We start from the raw sequence: 6,000 nt of genomic DNA, 5'->3' as shown, positions 1-6,000 counted from the left end.
GGGCCCCCGTTTTCGTGCTGAAATCAGCGATTCAAAATTTCAGTTGTGCACAACTTAATTGTGTGCAACCATTGCGGTATGGACCCGCTCGCACTCGACAGGCAGCTCTGCTTCGCCCTCTACTCCGCCTCTCGAGCGATGACCTCGACCTACCGTGATCTCCTCGACGACCTCGGCATCACCTATCCGCAGTACCTGGTGATGTTGGCCCTGTGGGAGCACTGCCCTTCGGGGAACTCGTCGCAGGACAACAGAGCCGAGACGAACCATGACCCCGGGACGAGGAGCACAGGCCTCTCGGTCAAGGATCTGGGTTCACGACTGCAGCTCGATTCGGGAACCCTTTCGCCGCTGCTGACTCGCCTCGAGGGTCTCGGGTTTGTCACCCGCCGACGCTCGACAGCGGACTCGCGCAGTGTGTTCGTCGATCTCACGTCGCGAGGAGCAGCCGCCAGATCCGATGCCGATTGCATTCCGCGCGAGCTGGCCGAACGCACGAAGATCGACACCGACGAGATGTCTGATCTGCTCGAGGCACTGCAATCGCTGACGCGCAATCTCCGCGAGACCCCCACGACACACCACACAATGCATCACCGATGAAAGGACTGATCATGAAGGCTCTCTACACCGCAGAGGCGCTGGCCACAGGAGAAGGACGCGACGGGCACGGACGCACAAGCGACGGGAAGGTCAATCTCGACCTCGCCACCCCAACCGAGATGGGAGGGTCCGGCAAAGGCACGAACCCGGAACAGCTCTTCGCCGTCGGCTATGCCGCGTGCTTCCACTCGGCCCTTCGCCTCGTAGCCGGACAAGCCAAGGCCAATATCGACGACTCCGCCGTCGGGGCACAGGTGAGCATCGGCAAGAACGATGAGGGCGGCTTCCAGCTCGCCGTCGCACTCGAGGTCACTCTCCCTCACCTGGAGCAGACCGAGGCCCAGGCGTTGGCCGACAAGGCTCACAAAGTCTGCCCGTATTCCAATGCCACACGCGGAAACATCGAGGTCACAATCACCGTCACCGACGACTGACCTCGTCAGCCTCGACCGATCCACCCTCCCAGGAGGGTCGCAGCGATCACAGACACCAAAAAGAGCTTCGGGCTCGGAGAGCATCTGCCCGCCGAGCCCGAAGCTCTCATCTCGTCGAATGCCGAGTCAGCGCCTCGCGACGCCTTCAGCATCCGCAGCGGCCTCAACTGCAGCAGCCACGGCTGGAGCAACTCGCTCGTCCATCGCACCGGGCACGATGTAGTCCGGGCGCAGGTCATCGCCGACCAGGTCGGCGATGGCACGCGCAGCGGCGAGCTTCATCGCATCTGTGATGTCGGTGGCTCCCACGTCCAGGGCACCACGGAAGATTCCGGGGAACGCGAGGACGTTGTTGATCTGGTTCGGGAAGTCGCTGCGTCCGGTGGCCACCACTGTGGCGTACTTCGCGGCGATGTCCGGCAGAACTTCCGGGTTCGGGTTGGACAGGGCGAAGATGATCGCGTCATCAGCCATCTGCGACAGGTGCGCCTCGTCGATGGTGCCGCCGGAGACTCCGATGAACGCATCGGCACCGTTCAGCGCTGTGTCGATTCCGCCGGAGATGGCCCGTGGGTTCGTCTCGGTGGCGAGTGCCTGCTTCGTTTCGGTGAGATCGCTGCGGCCAGCCTCCACAATGCCCTTGGAGTCGAGGACGACGACGTCGTCGACACCGGCATCACGCAGAATCTTGACGACGGCCACACCGGCTGCACCAGCACCTGAAACGACGACGCGCAGCGACTCGAATGGCTTGTCGACCACGCGCAGCGCGTTTGTCAGCGCGGCGAGGACGACGACGGCGGTTCCGTGCTGGTCATCGTGCATAACGGGCATGTCGAGGGCGGCTTTGACGCGGTCCTCGATCTCGAAGCAGCGAGGTGCGGAGATGTCCTCGAGGTTGACGGCTCCGAAGCTGGGAGCCATGCGCACAATGGTCTCGACGATCTCGTCGGTGTCGTTGGTATCAAGCACGATCGGGATCGCGTTGAGTCCGCTGAAGCTCTTGAACAGCGCGCACTTGCCCTCCATGACGGGCAGAGAGGCCTTGGGGCCGATATCACCAAGGCCAAGCACAGCTGAGCCGTCGGAGATGACGGCGACGAGGCGGCCGGTCCAGGTGTGGGTGCGAGCCAGTTCCGGCTCGTCCTTGATCGCGGTGCAGACCTTGGCCACGCCGGGCGTGTAGGCAATCGAGAGATCGCGCTGGGTCTCGAGCGGTCGAGTGAGCTCGGCGGAGAGTTTTCCGCCTTCGTGTGCGGCGAAGATCTCCCCATCGGTGATGGCAGGAGCAGAGGTCTGTGCCGACTCTGCGGCAGTTTCGGTCGTAGTCGTCATGATTGATCCCTTAAGGTCGTGTGACGGCCGGCTGAGAACCAGTGCTGTCATCGAATTTCGTCGATCACTGCTCGTGCACCGAATGGTGCTCAAGACAGCGCTCGGTCAGGACTGAAGGCCACGCGAAGGTTGGTGCGGTGACGTCTGCGATGATGCGTACTCTGACCCCTTTGTGAAGGAATCGGCGACCATGCGCAGTGCAGAAGCGGCACGCACAAGAGCGAGCTTCGACCTTGTGGGTCGCTTCCGGCAACTTGGCCAGCATAGACCAACACCGCCGCCAGGTCACCCGAAATCGTCACCGCCACCGAGGTTTACCCTCATTCCAGCGGCATGTTCATCAGACCTTTGACCACAGTTTGACCACCGCGCATCCGATCTCGCCGCCTCCGGGCGTGGCCAAAGTAAAACGTTCGTTGTACAGTTGCGATCATGCCCACTACACGCACCGACATCGTCGCCAGCTGTGAGCCCGTCTTCGACCGGAACGGCTTCGCCGCGACCGGCATGGATACCCTCACCGAGGCGGCCAACGTCTCCACAAGGACCCTGTATAAGCATCTGGGAAGCAAGGCCGGACTCACAATCGCCGTCCTCGAAGCCCGGATGGAGCGCTTTTTCAGCACGTGCACGGCGTCGACCTTCGACGAGCTGCTCGTTGGACTTGAACGATGGATCGAAGCAGAAGGTGCCCGCGGCTGCCTTTTCCTGCGCGCTCAAGGAGAAGCCGATGCACTGAGCGCCGGGGCTGAGGTCTCCACTGTGGTCGCGGAATATCGGCGACGACTACGTGAGCTCATCGGCCGCCTCGTCGTCAACGAGCTCGGCCGTGATGACGACACGCTGAGCGATGAGCTGCTCATCATTTTCGAGGGAGCAACATCGACAGCCTCATACCTGGGCCCGCGGACAATCGCTGCGGCCCGCAGCGCGGCGAGCGCCGTGCTGATGAGAGGAGATCCATGCACCTGCTGACCGTCTTCGCCCACCCGATCCGCACGAGCTACCCGGGAGCAGTGATGGATGCCTTCCACGAACCGTTCGTGGCCGCAGATCATTCGATCGATATCCTGGACCTCCACGCCGAGGACTTTGACCCACGATTCACCGAGGCAGACCACGGTCATTTCTGGGGCGGACCGATCCCGCCCGGCATCGCCGATATGCACCAGCGAGTTGAGGCCGCAGACCGGTTGGCGTTCGTCTTCCCGGTCTACTGGTGGTCGATGCCGGCGCTGATGAAGGGGTGGATCGAACGGGTCTTCACCGGTGACTGGGCCTATCAGTACGGTGCGGGTGTTGCCGACAGAGGCAAGGAGCCGCTGACCGGGCTCCTCCCCCGCGTACCGACAGCACTCCTCGGAGTCGGCGGTTCCAAGCAGCGCACGTATGACAAATACGGGTATGGGGAAGCGATGCACGCCCAACTCGACATCGGCATATTCGCCTACTGCGGCATCACGGATGTCGAAAGCCACCTCATCTACGACGTCGAGGGTGAGCACAACGCCGATAACCGAACCGCCGGAATCGCCCAGGCGCGAGACATCGCCACCGCATTCGCGCCTGAAACCCGCACTCCGAGAAACGCCAAAGAGGAGTATCTCGAGAATCGCTCAGGCCGTTCGGCCTGAGCATCATCCTCGTCCTGCTGTTCCACGATCCGCGGCTTGCCGCCTTGTCCGTCGACGGCAGTTCGACTCAGCGCAGATAGATGCGGGTGGGGTCGAGATCGTCTCTGAGCACCGCCAACTCTTCGGGCGTAGGTGCCTGAGTCGTTTCGAGGTCAGTCGCGACCTGCAGGTCCCATCCGGTCTGTCGGACAACCTCGGCGGGGTCGACTCCTGGGTGCACCGCCGTCAGCGTGAGCTCCTCGTCTTGGGCGAATCGGGTCATGATTCCCAGGTCCGTGATCACGTGTGTGACTCCCGCACCGGCGGGCATGGTGCCGACTTCAGACTGTGCCGCCCGGTGGGGGCTGGGCGAGGTGACGAAGTCGAGAGTCTCGACGAAGGTGCGCGGGGTGTGCCGACGCATAACGAGGAAGATCTCGGCCGCCCCGGCCATGGCCTCGATTGCTCCCCCGGAACCGGGAAGCCTGCTGTCAGGGTGTTCCCAGTCATCACCGATCAGAGTCGAGTTGAGGCTGCCGTAACGATCGACCTGCGCAGCACCGAGGAATCCGACGTCGATCCGCTGCCCCTGCAGGACATAGTTGAACAGGTGGGTCATCGGAATCACCGAGGCGGCTCCCGGCACCAGCACAGAGTCGGAGATGGTGCGCGGAAGGTCCGGTGGCCTGGCTCCGGTGACGCCCGATTCGTAGACGATTTCGATCTCCGGTGCCACGGTGCGCTGAGCCAGTGAGGTGGCCAGCGTCGGCAGTCCGTGTCCGGCGAAGACGACTCGGCGTCCGGCGAGGGCTCGAGCCGAATGGATCGTGAGCAGTTCACTGCTCGTGATGTCCCCACCAACGCTCTTCGTGTCGGTGTGTTCAGGTGTGCCAGCGGTCATTGCCGACCTCCATAGTTGACGGGTGTCGAATAGGCGTCACGGATGCCCAATTTGTCGAAGTGGTCGGCTCCGAGCAGGGCAAGGAACTCCTCATGGTCTGCAGTGTCATGGATGTTGGTCTGCAGCCACTGCTTGACCGACTCGGCATCACGGGCCATTGCCGACCAGTCGCGAGAGAAGGCGTCGTCGCGGTCGTAGTATCCCTGCACTGCGTGCGGGTGCGCGCCGCGTGGCACCTCAACGACAGCGTCGACGACGTGGGAGGGAACGATCGTACGGTTCGGGTCGGACCGGATGATGGACTCATCGACGATCTCTTCAACGGTGACGATGAGCTTGCGGCCCGCGAAGGCTGCCTCGGCCTGGATCCCGAGCATTCCCCAGGCCTGCACATTGCCGGCGGAGTCGGCACGTTGGGCATGGATGACTGTGAGATCAGGGTTGAGAGCGGGGACGACATAGATCGGCGGGCCGCCGAATGGATCTTCCACGGCCTTGATCCGAGGATTCTTCTGGGCGAGATCGCTTCCTCGATAGGAGGCGATCGGCTGGAATGGCAGCTTCGAGGCCCCGGCCTGGTATCTGGCCACCATTCCGCCGTGGCTGTATTCGTCGAACCACAGCGGCTCAGGATCCGAATGCTCGACTCTCCGGCGAAGTTCATAGAGGGAGCCTGCCGAGCTGTTGGCCACGAAGGCAGCGATCAGTCCCGTGAGACAGTTCGCGCCGAGGAGCTGGTCGACGATGACATCACAGGACATGCGTGCGAGGGTGAGATTCGAGAATTTCTGACGGATGATCTCGTGTGCAGCAGCGACTGGCACGAGGTGGCCGAAGCCCTCCAGCGCGACCGTGTCTCCATCATTGAGATGGGCGCTGATCGCCTCTGACAGACTCATCGTCTTGTCCATCGCGTCCTCCTTGAGCATCGATTGACTGTGACCTCGATCATCCTGCCAAAACAATTTATGCCAGTCCAATGCAGAAACTGTCCACCATTCATACATTTTGAGCATTATTTATAATTGGTCGCTGCCTCGCGAAAATGTTTCGACCGAACGATCGCTCAGGTTCAATCGGCACCGTAGACTCGAACTCGATCGGCAATTGCGCG

The 6,000-nt window shown here is 62.2% G+C and carries 7 protein-coding genes; 4 read left to right on the top strand and 3 right to left on the bottom strand.

The window, feature by feature from the left end; all coding sequences use genetic code 11:
* Positions 1-78 precede the first annotated feature (78 nt).
* Positions 79-603: a MarR family winged helix-turn-helix transcriptional regulator gene (locus ACE03M_RS08020; RefSeq protein ID WP_485933458.1), complete on the top strand. Its 525-nt coding sequence runs from the start codon at positions 79-81 to the stop codon at positions 601-603.
* Between the two features lie 11 nt (positions 604-614).
* A complete protein-coding gene (locus ACE03M_RS08015) occupies positions 615-1,037 on the top strand; it encodes an organic hydroperoxide resistance protein (RefSeq protein WP_143923618.1) in 423 nt (140 codons plus the stop codon).
* Between the two features lie 126 nt (positions 1,038-1,163).
* Here ACE03M_RS08015 and ACE03M_RS08010 read toward each other — a convergent pair whose 3' ends face one another.
* Positions 1,164-2,372 (bottom strand): NAD(P)-dependent malic enzyme, encoded by a 1,209-nt coding sequence (locus ACE03M_RS08010; protein ID WP_485933457.1) that lies wholly within the window; start codon positions 2,370-2,372, stop codon positions 1,164-1,166.
* Between the two features lie 432 nt (positions 2,373-2,804).
* Between ACE03M_RS08010 and ACE03M_RS08005 the strand changes: the two genes are divergently transcribed.
* On the top strand, positions 2,805-3,347 hold the full coding sequence (locus ACE03M_RS08005; protein WP_485933455.1) for a TetR/AcrR family transcriptional regulator: 543 nt from the start codon (positions 2,805-2,807) through the stop codon (positions 3,345-3,347).
* Complete coding sequence (locus tag ACE03M_RS08000; RefSeq protein WP_485933453.1) at positions 3,335-4,006, top strand: NAD(P)H-dependent oxidoreductase; 672 nt, start codon at positions 3,335-3,337, stop codon at positions 4,004-4,006. The genes ACE03M_RS08005 and ACE03M_RS08000 overlap by 13 nt, the downstream gene beginning before the upstream one ends.
* A gap of 67 nt (positions 4,007-4,073) precedes the next feature.
* On the opposite strand, the gene ACE03M_RS07995 is transcribed toward ACE03M_RS08000, so the two are convergent.
* Positions 4,074-4,886: a CoA-transferase subunit beta gene (locus tag ACE03M_RS07995; protein ID WP_485933451.1), complete on the bottom strand. Its 813-nt coding sequence runs from the start codon at positions 4,884-4,886 to the stop codon at positions 4,074-4,076.
* The gene (locus tag ACE03M_RS07990) at positions 4,883-5,815 is read right to left on the bottom strand and encodes a CoA transferase subunit A (RefSeq protein WP_485933449.1); all 933 of its coding nucleotides are present in this window, start codon (positions 5,813-5,815) and stop codon (positions 4,883-4,885) included. The genes ACE03M_RS07995 and ACE03M_RS07990 overlap by 4 nt, the downstream gene beginning before the upstream one ends.
* Positions 5,816-6,000 lie beyond the last annotated feature (185 nt).

It is taken from the genome of Brevibacterium sp. AGC70 (assembly GCF_057334195.1).
Note: the sequence above shows the minus strand (reverse complement) of the source record. Positions and strands in the feature narration are given on the sequence as shown.

What these genes read in the sequence shown, in the direction of transcription:
- ACE03M_RS08020 (WP_485933458.1), top strand. Translation starts at nt 79, where the DNA reads ATGGACCCGCTCGCACTCGACAGGCAGCTCTGCTTCGCCCTCTACTCC.
- ACE03M_RS08015 (WP_143923618.1), top strand. Translation starts at nt 615, where the DNA reads ATGAAGGCTCTCTACACCGCAGAGGCGCTGGCCACAGGAGAAGGACGC.
- ACE03M_RS08010 (WP_485933457.1), bottom strand. Translation starts at nt 2,372, where the DNA reads ATGACGACTACGACCGAAACTGCCGCAGAGTCGGCACAGACCTCTGCT.
- ACE03M_RS08005 (WP_485933455.1), top strand. Translation starts at nt 2,805, where the DNA reads ATGCCCACTACACGCACCGACATCGTCGCCAGCTGTGAGCCCGTCTTC.
- ACE03M_RS08000 (WP_485933453.1), top strand. Translation starts at nt 3,335, where the DNA reads ATGCACCTGCTGACCGTCTTCGCCCACCCGATCCGCACGAGCTACCCG.
- ACE03M_RS07995 (WP_485933451.1), bottom strand. Translation starts at nt 4,886, where the DNA reads ATGACCGCTGGCACACCTGAACACACCGACACGAAGAGCGTTGGTGGG.
- ACE03M_RS07990 (WP_485933449.1), bottom strand. Translation starts at nt 5,815, where the DNA reads ATGCTCAAGGAGGACGCGATGGACAAGACGATGAGTCTGTCAGAGGCG.